Annotated in this window: 16 protein-coding genes; 11 read left to right on the forward strand and 5 right to left on the reverse strand. The window is 69.3% G+C overall.

What is annotated here, in order from left to right; all coding sequences use genetic code 11:
- Nucleotides 1-13: 13 nt before the first annotated feature.
- From JOD57_RS10130 to JOD57_RS10145, 4 genes are read left to right on the forward strand one after another with little or no spacing between them, the layout of a single operon-like run.
- Nucleotides 14-1285, forward strand: coding sequence for an MFS transporter (locus JOD57_RS10130; protein ID WP_204691916.1), 1272 nt, complete (start codon nt 14-16; stop codon nt 1283-1285).
- The gene (locus JOD57_RS10135) at nt 1282-2010 is read left to right on the forward strand and encodes a uridine kinase family protein (protein WP_204691917.1); all 729 of its coding nucleotides are present in this window, start codon (nt 1282-1284) and stop codon (nt 2008-2010) included. Before JOD57_RS10130 ends, JOD57_RS10135 begins: the two co-directional genes overlap by 4 nt.
- Before the next feature lie 13 nt (nt 2011-2023).
- A complete protein-coding gene (locus JOD57_RS10140; RefSeq protein ID WP_204691918.1) occupies nt 2024-2473 on the forward strand; it encodes a helix-turn-helix transcriptional regulator in 450 nt (149 codons plus the stop codon).
- Between the two features lie 5 nt (nt 2474-2478).
- Complete coding sequence (locus JOD57_RS10145; RefSeq protein WP_204691919.1) at nt 2479-2889, forward strand: VOC family protein; 411 nt, start codon at nt 2479-2481, stop codon at nt 2887-2889.
- Nucleotides 2890-2950: 61 nt separating this feature from the next.
- Here the strand turns inward: JOD57_RS10145 and JOD57_RS10150 are convergent, their stop codons facing one another.
- Nucleotides 2951-3874, reverse strand: coding sequence for a LysR family transcriptional regulator (locus JOD57_RS10150; protein WP_204691920.1), 924 nt, complete (start codon nt 3872-3874; stop codon nt 2951-2953).
- Between the two features lie 118 nt (nt 3875-3992).
- Here JOD57_RS10150 and JOD57_RS10155 point away from each other — a divergent pair, with 118 nt between their 5' ends.
- The 3 genes from JOD57_RS10155 to JOD57_RS10165 all read left to right on the forward strand — a co-directional run bounded on the left by JOD57_RS10155 (nt 3993) and on the right by JOD57_RS10165 (nt 10930).
- The gene (locus JOD57_RS10155) at nt 3993-4808 is read left to right on the forward strand and encodes an alpha/beta fold hydrolase (RefSeq protein ID WP_204691921.1); all 816 of its coding nucleotides are present in this window, start codon (nt 3993-3995) and stop codon (nt 4806-4808) included.
- 417 nt (nt 4809-5225) lie between these two features.
- Entirely contained in the window at nt 5226-7328 is a 2103-nt protein-coding gene (locus JOD57_RS10160) for a CHAT domain-containing protein (protein WP_239571039.1), read from the forward strand.
- Complete coding sequence (locus JOD57_RS10165) at nt 7325-10930, forward strand: AAA family ATPase (protein WP_204691923.1); 3606 nt, start codon at nt 7325-7327, stop codon at nt 10928-10930. The genes JOD57_RS10160 and JOD57_RS10165 overlap by 4 nt, the downstream gene beginning before the upstream one ends.
- A 34-nt stretch (nt 10931-10964) precedes the next feature.
- Here JOD57_RS10165 and JOD57_RS10170 read toward each other — a convergent pair whose 3' ends face one another.
- The 3 genes from JOD57_RS10170 to JOD57_RS10180 form a co-directional block, all read right to left on the reverse strand.
- Nucleotides 10965-11918, reverse strand: coding sequence for an IS481 family transposase (locus JOD57_RS10170; protein ID WP_204691924.1), 954 nt, complete (start codon nt 11916-11918; stop codon nt 10965-10967).
- A 97-nt stretch (nt 11919-12015) separates the two neighbouring features.
- Complete coding sequence (locus JOD57_RS10175) at nt 12016-13356, reverse strand: hypothetical protein (protein WP_204691925.1); 1341 nt, start codon at nt 13354-13356, stop codon at nt 12016-12018.
- 31 nt (nt 13357-13387) lie between these two features.
- Nucleotides 13388-14839: a hypothetical protein gene (locus JOD57_RS10180; protein ID WP_204691926.1), complete on the reverse strand. Its 1452-nt coding sequence runs from the start codon at nt 14837-14839 to the stop codon at nt 13388-13390.
- 1259 nt (nt 14840-16098) lie between these two features.
- On the opposite strand from JOD57_RS10180, the gene JOD57_RS10185 reads away from it, so the two are divergent.
- Entirely contained in the window at nt 16099-17463 is a 1365-nt protein-coding gene (locus tag JOD57_RS10185; RefSeq protein WP_204691927.1) for a HEPN domain-containing protein, read from the forward strand.
- A gap of 107 nt (nt 17464-17570) precedes the next feature.
- On the opposite strand, the gene JOD57_RS10190 is transcribed toward JOD57_RS10185, so the two are convergent.
- Nucleotides 17571-19469 carry a DUF4365 domain-containing protein gene (locus JOD57_RS10190; protein ID WP_204691928.1) on the reverse strand — a complete coding sequence of 633 codons (1899 nt, stop codon included), beginning with the start codon at nt 19467-19469 and terminating at the stop codon, nt 17571-17573.
- Between the two features lie 787 nt (nt 19470-20256).
- On the opposite strand from JOD57_RS10190, the gene JOD57_RS26215 reads away from it, so the two are divergent.
- The 3 genes from JOD57_RS26215 (at nt 20257) to JOD57_RS26805 (ending at nt 23088) form a co-directional block, all read left to right on the forward strand.
- Complete coding sequence (locus JOD57_RS26215) at nt 20257-20517, forward strand: helix-turn-helix transcriptional regulator (RefSeq protein WP_204691929.1); 261 nt, start codon at nt 20257-20259, stop codon at nt 20515-20517.
- Between the two features lie 34 nt (nt 20518-20551).
- A complete protein-coding gene (locus tag JOD57_RS10200) occupies nt 20552-21001 on the forward strand; it encodes a hypothetical protein (RefSeq protein ID WP_204691930.1) in 450 nt (149 codons plus the stop codon).
- Between the two features lie 890 nt (nt 21002-21891).
- Nucleotides 21892-23088: a tyrosine-type recombinase/integrase gene (locus JOD57_RS26805; RefSeq protein WP_204691931.1), complete on the forward strand. Its 1197-nt coding sequence runs from the start codon at nt 21892-21894 to the stop codon at nt 23086-23088.
- Nucleotides 23089-23139: the final 51 nt, after the last annotated feature.

A 23139-nucleotide genomic window follows, 5' to 3' on the forward strand; every position in this document is an offset into this window, starting at 1 on the left:
CCGGAGCCCCCCCATGCCGCCCGTGCCACCTGCTGTCCTCGACCGGCACCTGCGCCGCGCACGCGCCGCGGTGTCGGCGGTGTTCTTCGTCAACGCGGTGCTCTACGCCAACCTCGTGCCGCGCCTGCCGGACATCAAGGACCGGCTGGAGCTGAGCAACACCGCGCTCGGCAGCGCGATCGCCGCCATGCCGGTCGGAGCGCTCCTGGCCGGGCTGCTCGCGCCCGCGTTCATCCAGCGGCTGGGGTCGGCGAGGGTCGCCGCGCTCGGGCTGGTCGTGCTCGCCGTGGCCGTGGCCGGTGTGCCACTGGCCGGCACCTGGGTCGTCCTCGCCGTGGTCATGCTCGTCGTCGGCGCGCTGGACGCCGTCGTGGACGTCGCGCAGAACGCGCACGGGTTCCGGGTGCAGCGGGCCTACGGCCGCTCGATCGTCAACGCCTTCCACGGCGTCTGGAGCATCGGCGCGGTCGTCGGCGGGCTCCTCGGGTCCGCCGCGGCGGGGCTGGCGGTGCCGCTGGCCGTGCACCTCGGCGCGTCGGCTGCCGTCTTCGGCGTCGCTGCCCTCGTCGCGTACCGCTTCCTGCTCCGGGGGCCGGAGGACGCCGAGCGCACTCCGGCCGGCGCCGGCGGGGAGGCGTCCGCCGGCGGACGCCGACGCCTCGGCTCCCTGCCCGGCCACACCGTGCTGCTGCTCGCCGCGCTCGGCGCCCTGGCCGCGTGCGGCGCCTTCGTCGAGGACGCCGGCTCGTCCTGGGGCGCGCTCTACCTGCGCGGTGAGGTCGGTGCCGGTGCCGCCGTGGGCGGTCTCGCCTTCGTCGCCCTCCAGGTCGCGATGACCGCCGGCCGGCTCACCGGGGACCGGGTGGTGGACCGGTTCGGGCAGCGCCGCGTCGCGCGCCTCGGCGGCGCCGCGATCGCGCTCGGCATGGGCCTCGCCCTCGCGGTCCCGTCGGTCGGCACCACCCTGGCCGGCTTCGCGCTGGCCGGGCTCGGCGTCGCGACCCTCGTCCCCGCGGTGATGCACACCGCCGACGAGCTGCCCGGACTGCCGCACGGCGTCGGCCTCACCGTCGTCAGCTGGTTGCTGCGCGTCGGGTTCCTCGTCTCCCCGGCCGTCGTCGGGCTGGTCGCGGACGCGGCGAGCCTGCGCGTGGCGCTGGTCAGCGTCGTGCTCGCCGGGCTCTGCGTCCTGCTGCTCGGACGGGTCCTCCTCAGCGCGCCTCCGCCGGCGCCCGAGGACAGCGCGGCCGCCATCCACCCGACGCCCCGGAGGACGACCCCGTGACCCCGACGCTGCCCGCCGGCGAGCCGGAGGCCGGACCCTGGCGCCCCGTACCCGTGCCGGCACTGCTCGACCTGGTCCTCGCAGCGGCGGGCGACCCTCGCGGACGGCCCCGGATCGTCGCCGTCGACGGCCGCGGCGCCTCGGGCACGTCGACGCTCGCCGCCCGCCTGTCCGCACTGGCCCCCGCGTCCGCGGTGGTGCACACCGACGACCTGGCCTGGCACGAGCCGCTGTTCGCCTGGGGCCACCTGCTGGCCGACGGCGTGCTCCGGCCGCTGCACGAGGGACGGGGGCTGTCCTACCGGCCACCGCAGTGGGACCGGCGCGGGCGCGACGGGGTCGTCGCCGTCCCCCCGGGGTCGGACCTCGTCATCGTCGAGGGGACCGGCGCGAGCCACCGCGAGCACGCGGACCTGGTCGACGCCACCGTCTGGGTGCAGTCGGACGCAGCGGAGGCGGAGCGGCGCGGCATCGCCCGCGACGTCGCCGACGGCGTGAACGGCGACCCCGAGCAGGCCGCCGCGTTCTGGCACGAGTGGATGCGCGAGGAGCTCCCCTTCCTCACCCGCCAGCGGCCGTGGCAGCGGGCCTGCGTCGTGGTCAACGGCACGCCCCGGAGGCGGCTCGGCAGCGACCACGTCGAGATCGCGCCCCCGCCGACCGGTGGCGGGGACGCGGCCGGACACGGCGTGCCGCGGGAGGTCGGCGACCCCGGCGCGCCGTGACACGATCCCGCAGGTGACCAGCCGGACCGCCGCGGCGCAGCACCTGCGCGACCTCGCGCGGCTGCGCCGCGTCCGCGACCGGATCGACCGCGAGTACGCGCAGCCGCTGGACGTCGAGGCGCTCGCGCGCGGCGAGCACGTGTCGGCCGGACATCTCAGCCGCGCCTTCCGGCTCGCCTATGGCGAGTCGCCGTACGCCTACGTGATGACGCGGCGCATCGAGCGTGCGATGGCACTGCTGCGTCGGGGCGACCTCAGCGTCACCGAGGTCTGCTTCGCGGTGGGCTGCTCGTCGCTGGGCACCTTCAGCACCCGCTTCACCGAGCTGGTCGGCGTGCCGCCCAGCACCTACCGGCGCCTCGCGGCGGACGGGACGGCGGGGGTGCCGCCGTGCGTGGTGAAGCAGGTGACCAGACCGGTCAGGAATCGAGAAGCCCGGGCACCCGGGGCGTCCCTAGCGTGATCGCCATGGACCTCACCATCCACTCGACCTTCCTCCCGCAGGACGACCCCGACGCCGCTCTGGCCTTCTACCGCGACACCCTCGGCTTCGAGGTCCGCAACGACGTCGGCTCCGGCGGGATGCGCTGGATCACGGTCGGCCCTCCCGACCAGCCCGGCACCTCGATCGTGCTGCACCCGCCGGCCGTCGACCCCGGCATCACCGACGACGAGCGCCGCACCATCACCGAGATGATGGCCAAGGGCACCTACGCGATCCTCGTCCTGGCCACCAAGGACCTCGACGGGACCTTCGAGCAGCTGCGGGCCGGCGGCGCCGAGGTCGTCCAGGAGCCGACCCAGCAGCCCTACGGGATCCGCGACTGCGCCGTCCGCGACCCCGCCGGCAACCTGATCCGCATCAACGAGCTGCACTGAACCGTCCGGACCGGGGTCCTGCCCGACGCCGCCGGCGCCCGCCCCACCGGCGGGCGCTGCGTCAGTCGGCCGGGTCGGCCGGTCGCCCGGCGCGCGCCGAGACGACCTGCAGGAACGCGTGCAGTCCGCGGTGGCGGTCGGCGCGCCGCCAGACGAGGACGCTGCGGCTGGGCGGCAGGTCGCGGATGGGCAGGTAGACGACGTCGGGGTGCTGCAGCGTCGCCGCGAACGGCGCCAGCACCGGCTGGACGACGGTGCCGCCGGCGACGGCGAGCAGGAGCTCGGACTCGTGGCGGATGGGTGCACCGGCGCGGCGGACGGGTCGGCCGGACGGGGTCTGCCGGGGCGTCATCTCGTCGAGGAGCTCGGGCGGGGCCGCGACCGCGAGGTCGCCGATGGGGTGGTCGGCGAGGTCCTCGATCGAGACGTCGGGCCCGACGGCCAGCGGATGGGTGCGGCCGACGGCGAGGAGCCTCCGGTGCCGCGACAGGACCGGCCCGACGGCGAGGTCGGGCTGGTCGATGGGCAGCGAGGTGACCACGAGCTGCACGTCGCCACTCCGCAGCGGGCCGAAGCGGTCGGCGAAGGGCAGACCCACGAACTCGACGGTGCCGCGCGGATGGGCGACCTCGAAGGCGGCGACGACGTCGCGCAGGACCGGCGTGATCTGGGCAGCGCTGAGGATGCCGATGCGCACCGGCTCGTCGAGCTGCTCGCCGGTCTCCTGCGCTGCCCGCAGCACGTCCTCGAGGGCGGCCAGGGCGCGGCCGGCGTCCTCGCGGAACCGCACCCCCGCCGGGGTCAGGGCCACACGGCGGCTCGTGCGGGCCACCAGCTGGAGCCCCAGCTTCCGCTCGAGGTCGCGCAGGCTCTGGCTGATCCGGGACTGGGTCAGCGCCAGCCGGTCAGCGGTGCGCCCGAAGTGCAGCTCCTCGGCGAGCGCGAGGAACACCCGCAGTTCGCGCAGCTCGACGTGGCGCCACACCGATGAACGCTACTACTCGCTGCCAGCGGTGGACGGCCGTTGATCGCCTCCGCCCGGCCACTCCAGGATCGGACGCGGGGCACCACCCCGCTGAGGACGATCGGGAGGGGACGAGGCCATGACGACCGAGTTCGTGGAGTCGACCGACGGCACGCGCATCGCACTCGAGCGGGTGGGCGCGGGACCGGTCCTGGTGCTGGTGGACGGGGCGGCCATGTACCGGGCGTTCGGCACGTCCCGGGCCCTGGCGCAGCGACTCGCGTCGTCGTTCACGGTCGTGGCCTACGACCGCCGGGGCCGCGGCGAGAGCACCGACACCCCTCCCTGGGCCCTCGAGCGCGAGGTCGACGACCTCACCGCGGTGCTGGCTCACGCGACCGGCGACGCCGCCGGTCGACCGGCGGCCGTGCACACCCTGTCCTCGGGTGCGGTGCTGGCGCTGCACGCGGTGGCGGCCGGGGCGCCGATCCGGGCGCTGTCGATGTTCGAGCCGCCGCTCGACCTCGACGGCGACCCCACCGCCGACGCCGCGCAGATCGACGAGCTGGCGCAGCTGGTGCGCAGCGGACGGCGTCGCGAGGCGGTGCAGGCCTTCCACCGGGGCATCGGCATGCCGCCCGAGATGATCGCCGCGCAGCCGGAGACCGTGCTCGAGGTCCTCGACGGGATCGCCCCCACGCTGGTCTACGACATGTCCCTGTCCCGCACGGGGGCGGTGTCCGAGGACCTCCTGGCCGCAGTTCGCGTGCCGGCGCAGGTGCTGTCCAGCGACACCGGCAGCGGCCCGCTGGGCGGCTGGGCGGCGCGGGTGGCCGCCGCCCTGCCGCACGGCGAGCACCGCACGCTGCCCGGCAGCTGGCACGGGGTGCCCGACGACGTCCTGGCCGAGGCGATCCGCGGCTTCGCGGCGCCGCTGCTCGCGTCGGCGCCGTGAACACCGCCATCGGGACCGAGGAAGCCGCACGACCAGGAGCGTGCTGGTCGGCTCGGTCCGCAGCTCCTGCGCAAGTGCTCGTCATCGATGTCCTGTCTCTCAAGCCCTCCCGTTCACCCCGACGCCCACCTCGCATGCGAGGCACCGTTGATGTCGCGGTGACGGGGACGTGACGCCGTCTCGGGAGGCTGCTCGGAGTCCGGCCGTTGGAGGCAGTCGCGCGGACGACACCTCTCGGAGTCGGGTGACTCGGTGAGGAGCTCGCGTGGTCGCGGTCGCTGCGTTCCGACGCGCATCGCCGACGCGTCGCGTCGGCTGCTACCCGCTGTCACGGACCATGAGTACTTCTGCGACGACGGCTCGCGGAGGATGCTCGACGCGACCGCTGTTGGGCTCGTTGCGTCTCGGCAGGTGCGGATGACCGTCCTCACGGGTTTGCGGAACGCAGCGGACGAGTACGCCGACCTCGAGATCGGCCTCCACCGGCGCGACGCGGTGACCTGGACTGTCGAGCTCCGCTTCTCGTTGCCCCGCACCGACGCCGAGACGCAATTGGGTGTGTCCGGGCCGCTGCTGGCGAAGATCAACCCGCACGAGCTCGACGCCCTCGAGGACGAGGAGGAGTACGGCCTGGCGCTCGGTTCCGGCCTCTTCGGCCACGGGGTGAGCACTGCCTTCCAGACGGCGGTCGCGACATCGCAGAGCCAGGGCGTGCGTCTGCGCGTGCGCCTGGTGATGGGCAGCAGCGCCACCGCGCTGCACGGTGTCAGGTGGGAGACGCTGCGCAACCCCACGGACGGCTCGACCCTGCTGACGAACGAGAACGTGCTGTTCTCGCGATACCTGAGCAGCCAGGACTGGCGCCCCGTGGGAGTCCGGCCCCGGGCGGACCTGACGGCGCTCGCCGTGGTCGCAGGGCCCTCGGATCTCGGCTCGATCGACGCCGGACGCCCCCTGGCCCCCGTGCGCGTCGACGAGGAAGTCGCCCGTGCCAGGGAGGGGCTGGCCTCCTTGGAGCTGAGGACGCTTCCCGGGATTGCCGCTCCAACCGCCGAGAACATGCTCGGCCAGATCCGTCACGGGTACGACGTCCTCTATCTGGTCTGTCACGGCTACGTCGTCAACGACGAGCCGGTGCTGCTGCTCATCGACGACCAAGGCAACACCGCCCCACTACTGGGCAGCGAGCTGATCAGCCGGTTGCGTGACCTACCTCGCCTGCCTCGCTTGGTGTTCCTGGCGTCCTGCCAAAGCGCCGGTGCGGGCGCGGACCGCCGCAGCGAGGATGCCGGCGTACTGGCCGCGCTGGGTCCCCGGCTGGCTGAGGTCGGCGTCCCCGCGGTGGTGGCGATGCAGGGGAACATCTCCATGACGACCGCGGCCACCTTCACCAAGGCCTTCTTCCGGAGCCTGGATACGGATGGGCTCGTGGACCGCGCAACAGCAGTGGCCCGGGCAGCCGTGCGCGACCGGGCCGACTGGTGGGTGCCCACGCTGTTCATGCGACTGAAGAGCGGACGACTGTGGTACACGCCGGGCATCGCCCCCAGTGGTGAGCGGTTCGACAAGTGGCCCTCGCTAATCACCGACTTCAAGGTCGGGAAGTGCACCCCGATCATCGGCCCGGGAATCAGCGACGCGCTGCTCGGGACCCGCCAGGAGATCGCCATGAATTGGGCCCGGAGCTACCGATTCCCCATGGCGCCCTACAACCGGGAGAGCCTTCCCCAGGTCGCGCAGTACCTGTCGATCAACCAGAACCGGCGCTTCCCCCGGCTGGAACTCGAGAACCACCTGCGACGGACCCTGGTGGAGCGATACCGGGACGACCTGCCGGCGGACCTGCTGGACGAGGACGCCCCGCTCGAGGACCTCATTGCGGCGGCCTGGGAGGCCCGCCATCAGCGCGAGGAGGTCGACCCCTACTCAGCGCTGGCCCAGCTGCCCGCACCGGTGTACGTCACGACCCAGCCCTCGCGCCTGCTGGCCAGGGCCTTACGCAACGCCGGCCGGGAACCGGAGGTGGAACTCTGTCGCTGGCACGAGGACACCGACTGGCCCGAGTCGGTGTTCGAGCGGGAGCCGGGATACCGGCCCACCCCGAATCGCCCGCTGATCTACCACTTGCTCGGAACGTTCGACGAACCCGAGTCCCTCGTGCTTACCGAGGACAACTATTTCGACTTCCTCATCGGCATCACCCGCAACCAGGACCTCGTGCCGAAGCCCGTGCGACGGCGGCTGTCGGACTCGGCCCTCATGTTCGTGGGGTTCCGCCTCGACGAGTGGGACTTCCGGGTCCTGTACCGCAGCCTGATGCGGTCGGAGGGGGGCCGGCGGCGCGACGAGTACACCCACGTGGCCGTCCAGATTGACCCCGAGGAGGGGACCACGATCGACGCGGGACGTGCCCGGAAGTACCTGGAGAACTACTTCAGCAGCGCCCGCGTCTCCCTGTACTGGGGCAGCACCGAACACTTCGTCAAGGAGTTGAATGACGCCTGGGGTGCCCGGAGATGACCTCCACCGACACGCCCCAGCGCGTCAGCAACCCCTACGTCGGCCCGACGTCGTTCCGTCTCGGCGACGCGCTCTACGGACGCGACCGTGAGCGGGAGGACCTGGTCGACCTGCTCGTGGCGGAACGGATCGTCCTGCTATACTCCCCGTCCGGAGCCGGGAAGACGTCGCTGATTCAGGCCGCCCTCGTACCGGCGCTGCGGGACGACGGCTTCGAGGTCCTGCCGGTGATCCGCGTCACACACACGCTGGAGCCGCGACCTGGACTGCCGGCGCCCCGCAACCGCTACGTGATGAGCGTGCTGCTTTCCCTCGAGGAGGGGCTTCCGCCAGAGACCCAGCGCCCGGTCGCCGAGCTGGCCACACTGACGCTGCGCCAATACCTGGAGGCCTACGCCGACCGCGACGGCCTGCCTGACAACGAGGTGCTGCTCTTCGACCAGTTCGAGGAGGTGCTCACCGCCGATCCTACCGACGAGGCGGCCAAGCACGAGTTCTTCCGGCAACTGGGCGAGGCACTCCGCGACCGGGGCTACTGGGCGCTGTTCTCCATGCGGGAGGACTTCCTCGCCGCCCTGGACCCGTACCTGCACCACGTCCCCACGCGACTGCGGACGACGTTCCGGCTGGACCTGCTGTCCGTGGACGAGGCGCTCGAGGCGATGCGCCGCCCCGCGCAGGACACGGGCGTCAACTTTACCGAGGAGGCTGCTCGGCAGCTGGTGGACGACCTGCGGACCGTACGTGTGCAGCGGCCGGGTGGTGTCACCGAGGCGCTGGGCTCCTATGTCGAGCCGGTCCAACTGCAGGTCGCCTGCCACCTGTTGTGGTCGATGCTGCCCCACGACGCCAGTGAGATCACGCGTGGCGACGTCGAGGCCTTGGGGCGAGTGGACCAGGCGCTGGGCGACTACTACGCCGAGCGCGTCCTCGCCGCCGCGGAACAGACCGGGGTGCCCGAGCGGGTCATCCGGGACTGGTTCGAGGAGCGCCTCATCACCCCACAGGGACTACGGAGCCAGGTGCTGCAGGGTCCCGAGCCCTCCACGGAGGCCGGACACCGCCTCCTGGGTGAACTTCTCGACGCCCACCTCGTCCGTGCGGAGAGCCGCCGGCAGGCCACCTGGTACGAGCTAGCGCACGACCGGTTGATCGAACCCGTCCGGCGCGACAACGCCGCCTGGCGCGCCCAGCACCTCTCCTCTCTGGAGCGGGCGACTGTGCTCTGGGACCAGGAGGGCCGGCCTGATCGCCTGCTGCTTCTCGGCACGGACCTCGCCCTGGCCGAGCAGGACGAAGTTGTCCGGACAGGCGCCCTCACACGCCGACAGCAGGAGTTCATCCAAGCGTCCCGGCGGGCCGACGAGCAGGTTCGTCTCGAGCGACGGACCGCGGCGGCGCTGCATCGCTCCGCGCGGCGACTGAAGATCGTGGTCGCTGTGACGACGTTGCTGGCCGTCGCCGCGGGCTACTTCCTCGTTCAGTCGCGCCAGGCTGAGAGTCGAGTCCAGGCTCAGGAGACGATCTATCAATTGCTGTCAGGCGTGCATCGTGACCTCGCCCGGAATCAACAGCGAGCGGTGCCTCTAGCGGCGGTCGCAGCCGACACAGCGGCGTTCGCGGCCGACGAGTCCAGGTCTGACGGCCTCGACGAGCCGATTCGCGACCTCCTGTACGAGACCGCCTCCGCATCCCCGGTCTCGATGGCATTGCGCGGACAGGGGCCGGCGCTCTCAGCATCGCTGTCCCGGGACGGCACGACCGTGGTGACTGCGGGAGTGGAGGCCCTCCAGATCTGGGACAGAACAACAGGGGAGGCTGAAGAACGACTACCCCTTTCGGACGCCTCGGATGTCTTCGCTGTAGACATCAGCTCCGACGGGCTCACCGTGGTCGCCGGCTTCGTCGGCGGCAGCATCCTCGTCTGGGACGTGGCCTCGGGCGGCATCGAGCGATGGGACGAGAGCACCGGTCTCCTATGGAATGTGCTCGTCTCGCCGGACGGGACCAAGGTGGTTACGATCGGCTACGACGAGCAGGTCCAGGTGTGGGACCGCGCAGGCACCCCGCTCTTCGCGGTTGCCGACAAGGGTTCCACGAGCGCAAACGACGCCGCGTTCAGCCCCGACGGCCGGACTCTAGCCACCGTCAGTGACGCCCCCTCCGCCGTCCTCTGGGACGCTGCCACCGGGGACGAGATCGGCCGGGTTCCACTCCCCTCGGGCGCTTCGGAGGTCACGGTCGGCCCATACGGGCAGACCCTGGGGACGATCACGTCCGACCAGACGGTCACCGTCTGGGACGTGGCTTCGAGGCGTCCCCTGCACGAGCCCTTCCCCGAGGCCCCGGACCCCGCGGCCGCAAACGCGCTGTACCGGACGCTCGATGCGGACCTCTCCCGGACTTTGACATTCCAGGCCGACGGTCAGCTGACGGTGCACGACGCCGCCACGGGTCGGCTGGTCGCGCAGGCGACCGTCCCGGGGGCGGCGCTCACGCAGGCCAGTTTCGACGTCACCGATCCCAGCGCGGTCCTGGTGCTGTCCCAGGACAGTGACCCGGCGTTCTGGCAGCTCCGGCCCACGGGCGTCAATGACGCGGGTGCGCAGGCTGCGTTCACCCTCGTCGTGACGAGTGAGCAGACGTTCACCATCGCGGCGGACGGGACCCTCAGCGCGTGGGATGCCCGAGGCGGCCACCACGTCATCTCCGGCGCGGAGGGACACCTCGTCTCCGCACTGGCGGCCGACCCGGACGGCCGCCAAGTGGCAGGCATCACCGAGGACGGGCGGGTGCACGTCTGGGACGTGGAGACGGGCCGCGAGGTGGTGGTCCTGGGACCGGACGACTTTTCAATGAGTGATCTGGCATTCACTCCCGACGGCGCCGCAATCATCACCGGGGGGTGGGACGGGAGACTGGTTAGGTGGGACGCCGGCACCGGCGCGGAGTTGGACGTCGTGATGGACGACCCGAACCGCTCCATCGCCCAGGTCAGAGTCGCCCCCAACGGTTCACGCGTCCTCGCGACCCTCGACCCCGTGTCGCAGGACCCGTCGTCCCCGGGGAACGCGCAGCCGGTTGCGGTCGTGCTGCCATTGCCTGGGCCGGGGGAGCCTGTGGAACTCCGGCTGGAGACAGCGGCCGAGCACGAAATCTCGGATGCCACATGGGAATACGTGAACGATGCCATGTTTACTCATGACGGGCAGGACGTCGCCCTGGGGACTTCGAGTGGGCGGGTCGCCTCCTTCGACGCCGGGAGCGGTGATCTCACGTGGCTGGAGCCGGTGCACTCGGGTGCTGTCCGGTACGTCGTCATCGGCCCGGCCGGTGAGGTACTGACCGCGGGCCTAGACCAGCAGGCGGTCCTCTCCCATCCTGATACGGGGGAGCGGACACGGGCGGTGCCCACCGACTCGGCGCCCGTGGCCGCGACCTTCACGCCTGGCGGCAGGCATGTTGCGCTCTTCCACACCAATGGTCACCGGAGCATCATGCCGCTGGATAACGACGACCTCCTGGACCTAGTCAGGTCCAAGATTGTCTATGACCTATCCGATGCGGACTGCAGGTCCTACGGATTAGCTAAGGACTGCTAATGCTGGCCCTAGCTGTCGTGACCAGACAGGTTGTTCACGCGGCGAGGCGGCTGACCGGCGGGTGACCTCCGAGGGCGGAGTGGCTGCGGGCAGTGTTGTAGTGCTCCAGCCAGCTGTCCAGGGCGGCGGTGCGCTCGTCGTTGCTGGTCCAGGCGGTGGCGTAGGCCCACTCGGTCTGCAGGGTGCGGTTGAACCGCTCGGCGTTGCCGAAGGTCGCGGGCCGGCCGGGCTTGATGAACCGGCGGCCGATGCCCAGCTGGGCGCAGACGGCGATCCAGGCCCGCCCGACTCGGTAGCTCTTGGCGTTGTCGGTCAGCACCCGACGCACGATGACGCCGCGGGCGGCGAACCAGGCCGCCGCCCGGGTCAAGAAACCGGCACAGGTGACCACCCGCTGGTCAGACAGCACCTCGGCGTAGGCCAGCCGGGTGTGCTCGTCGACGGCGACGTGCACGTAGTCCCAGCCCAGGCCGCGACCGCGGACCTCCTCCGAGCGGCCGTGGACCCGCCAGCCGCCGCCGGCGGGGATCCGGCCGAGCTTGTTGACGTCGATGTGCAGCAGAACGCCGGGATGGGCGCGCTCATACCGGCGGTCGCTGTGCCGCCGGCCGCGCAGCAGCTCGCCGGTGAGCCGGTCGACCTCGGCCAGCCGGGGCCGGCCGGCGCGGGCGAGGACCGCACCGATGGTGGAGGCTGCCAGGCCCAGGATCGCGGCCAGCCGAACCGGGCCGGCATGGTGCTCGGTGCGCGCGGCCACGATCGCCGCGGTCGTCTCCGGCGAGGTCTGGCGGGGCATCCGATGCGGCCGGGACGAGCGGTCGGCCAGCCCGGCCTCGCCCTCGGCGCGGTAGCGGCGGAGCCACTTGTCGACCGTCTGTCGGCTCACTCTCAGCTGCTTGGCCACCTCGCCGGGCCGGTGACCGGCTCCGACGCGGTCGACGATCAGCTTGCGGGCATAGACGGTCGTGCGGGCATTAGCGTGGGCCACAGAGACCTCCGGTTGAAAACGGCGACGTCAAGCACCGCCACTCCTTCCGGAGGTCTCCTTCGCGATCAAGGCACCACGCCGACTGTCAACAACGTCCCTAGTCACGACACCTAGCCCATGGAGGAGGTGCGGCCAGCGCCGCCTGCCACACGGCGTGGGCCACCGGTGGCTTGGTGATGTCGCTGTGCGCACCCATAACACCCGCGCTGTCCCGGATGACGTCGTCCCCGCGCAGGTCGTGTACGACACCGGGCTCCAGGTCGTAGGGCTCGTCGATCGGCCGCAGGTCGTCGTCCACGACCTCGATGCCGGGTCCGCGCACGCCGAAGGTGCCGATGGCGCCGTAGGTCGGCAGCTGATCCGGCAGGTAGTCGACCTGGCTCCGCGAACCCGCCCCGAGCGGGTAGAAGGTGCGCACCGCGCGGTCGTGGACCGAGGTGGTCACCACTATGGGCCCTGTGATTAGCCCATCGGCGAGTACGCGGTGGAAGTAGCCCGGCCGCTCCGGTGCAGAGGGGATGGTCGAGCAGAAGGACCACAGCGACATCGCCCCCTGTACCAGCGCTAAGGAGAAGACCGGACGGCGTCCCGCCGGCCCGCGCCCGGCCACGGCCGAGGAGACGACGATGCAGCCGAAGCTGTGGCCCATGAGGTGGAAGCGCGCCCCCGGGGCTGCGTCTTGCAGGCGCGTGAGCAGGGTGGCCACGCCGGCGACGCCCACGTCTCGGGCCCGTCGCTTCATGTGCCAGAAGGTCAGTACCCGCAGCGGTGCGAGCAGGCCACCGAGTGAGGTGCCGCCGAAGGACGCCAGTTCTTCCACGAGGCAGGCCTGGTAGACCGCCTCCGGGTCGAAGGAGGCGCGGTCGTCCCCGGGCGAGGCGCCCTCGCCGGCGGCGCCCAGTCCCAGCTCCGCGTCCAGTTGCTGGTACGCCTCGCGCACTCGCGCGGGCAAAGCGACCGGGACGGGATCATCGAGCGCCGAGTCCACGATCGTGCACACCGAGTCCCGGATGATGGGCGTGTCGCCGAGGGCGGTCGCCGACGAGTTCAGCAATCGGGTCACCCCGTCGCCCTGCCCGGCCTCGGGCGTACTGACGTCCGCAGGGAGGGCGTGGGACGTCGAGCCGAGGTCCTCGTCGCCCCACGCCTTGCTCGGCCAGTGGATGCCGACGACGGCCGGGCAAAAGCCACCGGGTCGCGCCTCGGCCGCAGCCCGGTCCTCGGGACACTCGGCCATGGCCGCGATCCAGGCGCCGTACTGGCGACGGGCGGCAGGCATGTCGCCGTTCCACCCATGGCTGAGGACGAAGACGTCCGTCGGCGCCTCGCGTGCGAGCAGCGCGGCGAGCTCCCGGCTGTACGGACTGCCGGCCTCGGGCCGCTCGTTCCCGGCGGCGTCGAAGGCCACCAGGTGGTAGCGGTCCGCGCGTCCTGGCACCGGCTCGGCTCCCATGAGGTCCTCCGTTCCGTCATCCCATGATCAGCCCGGCGCTGCCGCGAGGTGCCACCCGGACCGCGGGGTCACCGAGCACCACGTAAGCGCGGGCGTCGTGCGTGGCCGTCCACAGGCCGACCAGGTCGGCGTCGTCGATGCGCTTGCCGTACTTACGGAACCCGTCCATCCGGCGGGTGAGCTCGGTGGCGATCTCGGCGTACCGGGAGGTCAGGCTCTCCATCGCCGATCCCAGCCGGGCACCGTCCATCAGGGCCAGCAGAGTGCTCTGAAAGGGGGTGACCTGAGCGGCCAGCCCCTTCCACAGGAACGAGCAGCTCCAGGCCCGGTCCACGTGCCCGACGAAGGCCAGGGCTCCGCCGGCGGGCGCGCCCAGCAGCCGCTGCGGGAGTCGCGCGGTGAACCCGGCGGCGGCCAGCTCCGCGTCACTGTCAGGGCCACCCGGATAGTCGGATACCTGCGGTGTGCCAGCCCCAAAGCAAGCGAAGGAGAACACCACCTTCGGTCCGACCCGCGAGTGCACCGGCAGGTGGTGGGCGGCGAGGTACTGCCCCTCGTCGAGGGGACCCCGAGCGGCGAGGGGACCCGGCCAGTCCTGACAGAGCAGCGCCCCCGCCAGGTCGCGGTGCGCCGACCTCCCACCCACGCCGTGGCTGGCCGTGAACAGCAGGTCCGGAGCCTGCGGGCCGGTCAGGAGGTCCTCCAACCGGGTGCGCGTCGCGCCGGCGCCGACGTCGGTGCTGACCTCCCAGCGGTGCGCCGTCTCCTGCAGCTCCCCGTGCAGAGGCTCCACGAGCCGCGAGGCGCTCAGCGCTGTGGGAGTGTCCCCCGGATGCCGGGTGGCGAACAGGTGAAGCCGGTGTGCGGCGGGCGAGGGCCCGCCCTCGGCCGGGGTGGGCAGGCTCCGCTCGGCTGCCACCACGGTCGCCGCGTAGGCGGCGTAGGCCTCGGGGTCCGCCAGGTCGGCGCGCCCGACGGCGTAGGACACGCCCAGCTGGTACTGGACGTCGAAGGGCACCTGGTCCGGGGAGCCCAGCAGCATCAGGTAGTACGGGACCTTGCGGGGGTCGACGACGGACGGTCCGGTGCCGTGTCGGGCGAGGAAGTCGTCCTTGTCCTCCCCGGGGCGCAACTCGAGGCGCCGAAACAGGTCGCCGGCCTGCTCCTCCCGGAGCCGCAGTAGGGGCTCGAGGGCCTCGAGCACCGCAGGGTCGAGGTCCGGCGGGACGACCACGCCCCAACCCACCGAGGCCAGGTCCTGGGGATCCCGCCCGTACACGACCCCGAAGTGGTCCTCGTCGTCCTGCCGGCGTCGCCGGAGCTCGCGCATACCCGGTGCCGGCCCGGTATCAGCCCGCAGCACACCGGCCACGTCGGCTACGGAGACCTTCGGCGTGAGGTAGTCACCCGTGTCGACGTCGATCCCGTTGAGCACGAGCAGGTCGTCTCGTACCGCGGCGTCGGTCAACCGATCCCTCCCTGCTGGACCACGCGCGACGAGGTGTAGCGCGTCGACCGTCACCGCTGCGTCACGCGTACCGTTGATGACGCAGCGGTGACGAACCGGCAGGACCGTGCGCGCCCCCATCACGGCCGCACTCCCGGCAGGACAGCCACGCCGTGCCCCACCGGTGACCGCCCAGCGCCCTTCTGTCGCCACTCATGCACCACGGCCCTCGCGAGCTCACCGCCCATGGGTTGGTGCCGGGCGAGCCGAGCAGGCGTGTGAGGCGCGGTCCCGTCTCCGAGCGAGATCTCGACTGGACGTTGGCCGCTTTCCGCCGACGCGACGTCGTCACCACGGCCGTCCGAAAGACCTAGGACGAGGTCGTCGCTCCATCGGCTTGGCAACGCGGCCAATCGTCGTCTCACCGTCGTTCTGCTCCTCGGCGGCACCGCTGTAGGGACGCTCAGCTGTCTTCTCGACCCGAGATCGAGCGTTGCAACGCATTCGATCCCACTCGCGAGCACGGCCCACCCGACGGCCACCGAGCCCCACCGGTAATGACAACGCCCGAACCACCATCCGTGGGTTCGGGCGTCCGCGATGTCCTGCGACATCACATGCGGTGGGCCCCGTGGGGATCGAACCCACAACCCGCGGATTAAAGGGCATCCAATCACGCAACATCATGCGCACTCCTCGCAAGCACGCTGAGCTGCACGTATTGCCCTCCAGCCCTCAGGCAGGTTCATCCTGATTCATGCCGAATCCGGGGGGTTACAGGGGGATTGAGACGATCCGCGCCGGCCGCGCGCGTATGGGCTCCCTGCGGGAACCTCCCCGTGGAGGGCCTCAACGAGGTACCGAAGGGGTGTCGACTGGCGGCCTGGGAGCACCTCTTCGGCACTGCGCGCCGTCACTCCTACTCTGCTCCGGCCCCCCGACCGCTCTTCCTGTCGCGGGGGCCCGACTCCTTCGGCGAGGATCACTGCGTGCCCGAGGCAGCAGCTGTCCCATCTCCGTTGAGGCCCCACGAAGCACTACTCTTTGAAACTTTCGGCATTCCACTACTCGGATTCCTATGCGCAACCACCGTCCCAACCATGCGGGCGCGCCTAGAAACCACGGCCGCACTTACGAGCAGCGCCGAGGCAGTCCTGGCCCAACTAATTCCGCTAGCTCAACAGGTTGCGGCCCAGTTGGCGACTAACCCCAACTACCCCCGAAGTTTCGCTCTTGAGATTCTCAGTCGCCCCACCGCGGATCGCGGCCGGAGCATCGGCGTGACACTGCACCTCGCAGCTGGCGGCGATGTTAGTGACCTACTACCAGATAGTTCCGATGACCCGGTGGTCAGCGCTCTGATCGAGATGACCATCGACAGTTTCCCCCTACTACTCGCTCCCGCCGACGCATTCTGGCCGACGCCCCGACTATCCCTATACCATCACCCCCAGCAACTAGAGTTGCAGACGGCAATCCAGGCCGATGCAACCCTAGCGAGATTGTTTCCTGAGGACGATCAGGGAATAGGTCGCCGCGGCTTCTTCTACAGCAGCCTCGGTCGCGGGGGCGGAGTTCAGGACGTCATGTTCGGCGAGATGATCATCGCGTCCGCCTGGGGCGCATTGGGGATGACGACAGAAGAACCGAGTCTCCACTCCCTCACGGCACTGGTCCGTCACAATCTGAAGGTGCTCCGACAGGGCATCAAGGGGCAGCAACCAGCCATTCCCGCCCGGATGGTGTTCACTGGCTTCACAACGCGGGATGGCCAATCCATCACCACCCCGTGGGGAGCCCTCCGCCCCGTTCGTGACTGGGAACGGAGCCATGCCCCTGCATCGCTGGAAGGCGACGTAGTCGGGACCCAGCATGATGGCACCGAGGTCAAGGTCTCATACGCCGGCGAGATGACACTCGACACCGATTTGCCATACACCATTCTCCCCACAAAGAGCCCTGACTGGGATAACGAGCCTCCCCCTTGGCCAAACATTAAGGGAGCCGATGTCTTCCGCCGACGCCTCGAAGGCGTGCAGCTGGCCGTCTTGCTAGCAACCGATCGTCCAATAGGTAGCTGGATCACGGCGAAACTGGCGTGGACCTGGATTGGCGACCCCTATGGCCACGGTCCCAGCATGAGTTGGTCGGATCCGCGATCGCTCCCGGGCTTCATGCCTCACGAGCTAACGTCGGATGAATGTGCCGAGGTGGCGCGATGGGCGGAACTGGTCGAGTCATCTTGGACGCCTCGAATCGACATCGCCGTCCGGCGAATTCTTAGCGCTGCAAACTCGCGGACGGACATGGCCGATCGCCTCGTGGATTCGGTAATCGTATGGGAGAACCTCTTCGGAACCTCCCAGGGCGAACCACGTCTGCGCATTTCTGCGGCAATGGCGTGGCTACTGAGGAGCGAGCCTACCGAGCGCGAAGAGTTGCGGCTCAAGCTGAAAGCCCTCTACGACGATCGCAGCAAGATCGTGCATGGAGGCAAGCCGGACGAGAAACTTCTTGGCGAACAGGCCAACGCCGCACTCCAGTATGCGCGAGAAGCATTACGGACTCTATTCAGCGAGCGTCCAGACGTTTTGACCCTAGCCGACGGCGCGGCCCGTAGTCTGCGGCTGCTCATGGGCGGCTAGGGAAGCGAACAGAGGGGGGTACCTATCGACTGCAAGTCCGACAGAGGGGCACCGTACGACGGCGTCGGGCGGACCTTCATTCATAAGGGGCAGGACATCCCCCGCTTTTAAGGCCCGATTTGGAATACTTCCATGCCAGATTCGCCGCCATGCACCCTCAGCATAAACGGCTCAGGTGCCCGGGTTGGTGTCTCCACGTCTCGCATAGTGATCATGTCTAGCAGTTGTGACAGCCCCTCGCCTTCAAGACCTTCGATTCGGCTCACCTCTTGCACTGTTTCGAGGAATTGAACCCGGTCGAAGTGCAGTCCGGACTCGATCATGGCGTCGAGGAGGTCGCCATCGAGGTTCTCGAGGAAGCCCATTGCGACGGCAGAACCCCAAGCCCAGCCGTTGGACACGAGGGCGAGTGCAACGACGAGCATCGACGACGCTGGGCTCGCAGTCGTTTCTAGCGCCACCCGCCAAGCGTTGACGTGCAGGGCATCCGAGTCCCTCAAGAAGGCGAGCGCCTCCTCCGCGTTCGCAAAGTCCACATCGGCTTGAGCTTCGCTCCTTCCCCCCTGATCGGCCACTCCAAGGAAATCGATTATGAAGGCGGCCGCCGCGTCGTCCAACCGCGCCAGACGATGAGGCGCCCCCATGTCTGACACTGCCTCTCGAACATCCCCGTAGCGCCCCGCCCAGAAGAGTGCGTCAACATACAGATGCGACACCTCATCTTCCGGCGCACCTAACTCAAGCGCCCGCCTGTAGCTCTCTGCCGCCTTGTCAGGTGCATTCGTCTCCCAGAGAGAACCTGCGAGCTCTTTATGGAAGTACGGTCGATCCGCATAGCGAGGGTCTAGGCGAAGCGTCTCGCCCAACTCCCGAACGGCTGCCTCGTAGTCAAGTTCTGCCCGCGCCAACTGCGAAAGCGAATAGTGGGCGATTGCCGCTTCCCGAGCGTCGCCGGCTGCTTCTAGTGTCGCAGCCCTCTCATCAAAGTATTGCCGCAGGTTTACCCGCTCCTGATCGGTCAGGTTGGAGTAATGCACCTCCGCGGCCATCAAGTACGGCAGCAAGAAGAAGGGGTCGGCATCGACCGGACTAGCAAGTATCACGCGGACGGCTAGATCGGGGCGCTTTCCGTCCACAAGGAGGCTGGCGATACGACTAGAGACGTATGGATCTGCATAGACTATGGGGGTGGGCAGAATAGCATTGAGGACGTCAACGGCCCGCGGGCGCAGACCCAAGGATTGAAAAAGAAGCGCAATCCCACACAGAACTCCCTCGGCCGTCCAACGACGCGCATCAGGGTCTACCGCAAGATTCGCGATGTCGGCGCGCAAGGTGACAGTCGCTTCCCTGGTAGGAAGCTCGGCGACCACCCTGTCCGGCATAACGCGGAGGTTTATGGCATAGTCGGCACTCGGAACGTAAGCGAGTTCACCCGAAGACTGCTCCAATGCCGTCTTGAACGAGCTAAGGAGGTGAGGTTTCACCGATTTCGAGATGTTGTCGGCGAAGGTGCATTTTACCGGCGTGGGACGTGGCGCGAGGGATTCCTTGAGGCTCCGGACCACGCGAACGTCTGCCTCTATCCGGGCAAATCCGGCCGCATCAAGGATGTCGGCTGGCGCGAAGGAAAAGGTTGTGGTTTTTGCGCCGTCGGCAATCGACCCCGTGTCGTGAGCATGAGCCCAACCGCCATACATGACACCCGAGCGTTTATCGAAAAGCACGACTAGCACGGGGACGTCATGACTCAGCCAGTAGTTGAGACTAGCCACTTCTACGGACTTCGAGATTGCTCGACCCGGTTTCAAGTCTTTGGACTTGAGTTGCACTTTGAAGGTGAGACCCGTGGCCCGGTCGCCGTCGAAAATCTCCACTTCGAGGTCGATGCCGTACTCGTCCTCAATCCGGCGGACAACCCAATTGTCCGGGCACGTTGACGTAAAGGCGTTGCGCGAGGCCGTCTCACCCCGGTGACTTGAAGGCCGGCTCGGCATGTTCGACATTCAGTGATTACCTCTCTTGGGCTATCCAATGCCCCGGCACGCGCCCCTGAGGGGGCACGCCCTCGTAAACCTACCGCCGCTGCAACGGGCGCACACACAGTCTGCTGATCGCTGGCCTTGTGGATGGCGCCACTCTGCCCTTCTTCTTCCCGCCGGCCGGGAAATGTCGGCTTCGCAGCTTTGTCCAGTGATCCATTGACGCGCGGTCGCGTCGACCCCGCCGTAGGTCTAATTGCCGGAGCGCCCGGCCGCCGACCGCCTGCTAGGCATGATCGACGGCCGCCCCCGCCGTCTGGTTGTCCCGCTTCCGCCTTGGCGTTCGACCGCCGAGCAAGCTCAGGACCCGGTGCTCAGCGCGGTACCGATGTTCGTCGCCCTTCGGTACCCCCCCTGCTCAGGCCGGCCACCGCGGCTACTCAGGCCGGCGACCGCGGCACGCCACCCGGGGGAGACCAGTGTGGCCGCCAGGCGCAGATGCCCCGCCAAAGCGAGGCCATCGTCACCCGCCGAGGTCGGGCAGCGTCACAGGGTGAGGCGGGTGCTATGCTTCGACCGAACCGCTTACCTCACTGCGCGAAGTCGGCACGCACGTGGGGTGGTAGTCATGGCGGTACGGAAGTGTCCTGATGGCGTAACACCCCCGAACGACTACGAAGCCTCCCGGTGCCGACGACGGGGCGAGGCGTAGCGGGCCTCGGGGAACCAACCCATTCACTTGGGGGTTCCCTGCTGCCACGTTCGTCGATCGAGGTACTGCGAGCCCCCTCCGCTTCCCGTGGAGGTTCGCGTGTTAAGCGCACCCGAGACCCGCAAGGGTCGCTCTGTCGCCCCCGCCGCCGTGCAGTCACAGGACGGCGCGCCCCCAGTGTTCGTCCGCCGCTCCGAGGCAGCCGCCTTCCTGGGCCTGACCACCGGCACGATGGCCAACTGGGCCAGCGCCGGACGTGGACCCGCCTTCCACCGTGTTGGAAGCCGGGTCCTGTACGACCTGGCCGAACTCGTTCGGTTCGTCGCCGCCGGCCGCGTTGAGACGGTCGATGCCGCATGACCGGCGTCGTCATCGACCTCCGGGACGGTCAGGCATGATCCCGGACAAGAAGCCTGCGCTGCCGTGGTGGGGGCGAATCAGCAGCAGGGCAGCAGGACACTTGTCGATCGAGGCCGATCTCAGCCTCGACACACGTCTCCTCTTCCTCGCGATTGGGAACGCGAACACCGCCGGTCACGCCTACTTCCCTGAAGGTGTGGAGCGTTGCCTCAGCCGCGTCGACAGGGCTACGGGCGAGTTGCTGCCATACGGGGAACGGCACATGCGAACAGTGATTCGCAAGTTGATCGACGCCGGCGCACTCTCCATTCACTCGACGCGCCGGTGTCTTGTTGTCACGGATGGGCTGTGGAGCACTGGCGCAGCCAAGCCACCGAGGCAGGCATGCCCGGAGCACGGGCACCAGAAGCGCTGGACAGCATGGGGATGGAGCGATGCCGACGACGAGGCCCGACTGCGGAACGGCGTCCTGAGCGCGGTCTAGCCCGGCGGTGATGGCTCCGCCAGCAGGTGGGGTTAAGGAGGCTATGGCTCCGTTAGCAAGCCTCTGACCTGCGTCTTTGTCAAACGCCTTTGTAATAGGGCAGCGGCGAAGGGGATGGACGATGACAGGGCCTGGCCGCCCCTCCGGGGCGGACCTGACCAACGTCTGGACCTGGTGGGCCACTCCGTGGCCCGCTGGGCTCAGACCAGGTCTGCACCAGGGCCTGGCCGCCCCTCCGGGGCGGACCTGACCAACGTCTGGACCTGGTGGGCCACTCCGTGGCCCGCTGGGCTCAGACCAGGTCTGCACCAGGGCCTGGCCGCCCCTCCGGGGCGGACCTGACCAACGTCTGGACCTGGTGGGCCTCGGAACTGTGGCGGAACCTTGGCTGCTAAGTACCAGCGATGTCCGAAATGGCGTCTTGGGGGTCATGCCCCCGGGGTGGAGTCGGGCGACCGGGAGGAGGGCCGGGACGACGGCTCGGTCAGCACCAGCACCAGCGCCGCCGGGACCAGAACGGCATCGGCAACGACCCACGACCGCAACCGGGACGGCGGGCGACAACGGTCAGCGCCCACGGAGCACAACGACAGGCATGCCCGTCAGCGCTTTCCCTCGTCGTCAGAATCGCCTGGACGACGATGGTGATCCCAGAGTCTCAGGACGTCTTTGCGCCTCACCATGCGCCAGTGGTCATTGGCGCCAGACAAGCCATACCCGACAGGACCCCATGACTCTGCGCCTGGGTCGGTTTCTCGGCCATCTCTGCTAACTGACCGCCGCGGACGTCAGGCGCCCTCTCCCAACCCTTTAGCTATCCCCCGCTTTCTTGCTACGGTCCGCTGCGACAGAGCAACGCCGGGGGGCCGACAGAAGGGCAAAGCACGACCGTGCCGCGACAGAAGATGGAACTCGGAGCGTGGGGTCACGTCGCCCTAACCGGCTACGTCTACGACAAGAACGGCAAGCGCCAGCCCATGCCCGACGGCGCCCGAAAGGCCGACACCTGGCGTGCGCGGACCAAGGTCCGCGACCTAGACGGCAAGGTCCGCGACGTCGAGCGATGGGCGCCGACGAAGGCTGCGGCCCGGACGGTCCTGCTGGCTCATCTGCGCGAGCGGATCACCCCACCGGCCGCCGATGCAGTCATGACGCCGACCATGCTGGTCAAGAACGCCGCCGAGGTCTGGCTAGTTGAAATGAAGGAGAACGACCAGCTCGCCGTCAACACGCGGACGGTCTACGAATCGTCGCTACGGAAGCACGTCATGGGTGGCGCGCTGGCCGACCTGACCTTGCGCGAGGTCAAGGTGGCCGTGATCGAGCGGTGGCTCAAGGTCGTTGGCCGGGGTAGCGGCGCTCACGCCATGAAGACGGCCCGATCCGTGCTGAGCGGTGTGCTGGGGCTGGCCGTGAAGCACGATGCGATCCCCCACAACCCGGTCCGCGACGTCGGTCATGTCTCCGTCCCGGCCAAGGAGACGAAGCGCGATCCTCACCGGGCGTTCACCGAGGAGGAGCGGGCGACGCTTCTGGCATTCGCGGATGCCGACGACATGGCCTGCCGTCGTGACCTGCCCGACCTGCTGGCCTTCATGGCAGGGACCGGAGCGCGCATCGGTGAGGCATGCGGTCTCCGGTGGTCGGCCCTGGACCTGGACGCCGGTACGGCCACACTGGGACCGCTCCCCGTCCGCGTGCCGGGAAAGGGGCTCACTCTGCAGAAGCGCGGCAAGACCAAGACCAGCCAGCGGACGGTGGCCCTCCCGTCGTGGCTGGTGTCGCGCCTGATGGCCCGGAAGGTCAACGCTGAGCCGAATGAGTGGGACGTCGTGTTCCCGTCTCCCCTGGGGAAGCTGCGCGAGACGTCGAACACGACAAAGCACGTTCGGGAACTGCTGGACGCGGCAGGCTTTGAGTGGGCGGTCGGCCACACCTTCCGCAAGACGGTGACGACCTGGCTGGACGACGACGGCGTGTCCGGCCGTCAGGTGGCGAATCAGCTTGGTCACGCGAAGCCGAGCATGACCCTGGACCGCTACATGAGCCGTCGAACGGTCACCGAGCGGGCTGCGCTGGTTCTGTAACGAGGACCAGAGAGGGACTGCCAGACCGCCTTCACGAGTGACCTGGCAGCC

It is taken from the genome of Geodermatophilus bullaregiensis, assembly GCF_016907675.1.
GTDB classification, from domain to species: domain Bacteria; phylum Actinomycetota; class Actinomycetes; order Mycobacteriales; family Geodermatophilaceae; genus Geodermatophilus; species Geodermatophilus bullaregiensis.